This is a genomic window from Lederbergia ruris (assembly GCF_018332955.1).
Taxonomy (GTDB): Bacteria; Bacillota; Bacilli; order Bacillales; family Bacillaceae_C; genus Lederbergia; species Lederbergia ruris.
Window position 1 is genome coordinate 1 of sequence record NZ_BORB01000180.1, and the last position, 245, is coordinate 245.

General features: G+C 34.3%; 1 protein-coding gene. It reads right to left on the reverse strand.

What is annotated here, in order from left to right; genetic code table 11:
- Positions 1 to 245, reverse strand: a 245-nt coding sequence (locus KI363_RS21885; protein ID WP_212967640.1) for a transposase, incomplete at both ends; no start/stop codon positions are given.

Below are 245 nucleotides of genomic sequence, written 5' to 3' on the forward strand. Positions count from 1 at the left end.
ATAGATCATTAATAAGTCTTGTAACGGCTTCATTCTTAGGAAACCACGACTTTAATAAATCTAATAAGACTTTCTGCCATGCCTTTCTTAAATATTCGTACGAAATAAAACCCGTAGGTACCCATTTTTTATTTTGATCAAGGGCTCCTTCCGTTACTAAAGCATGGATATGGGGATTAAACTTAAGGTCTCTTCCAAATGTGTGAATGACTGTAATAACACCTACTTGTAATGGCTTTTTACTT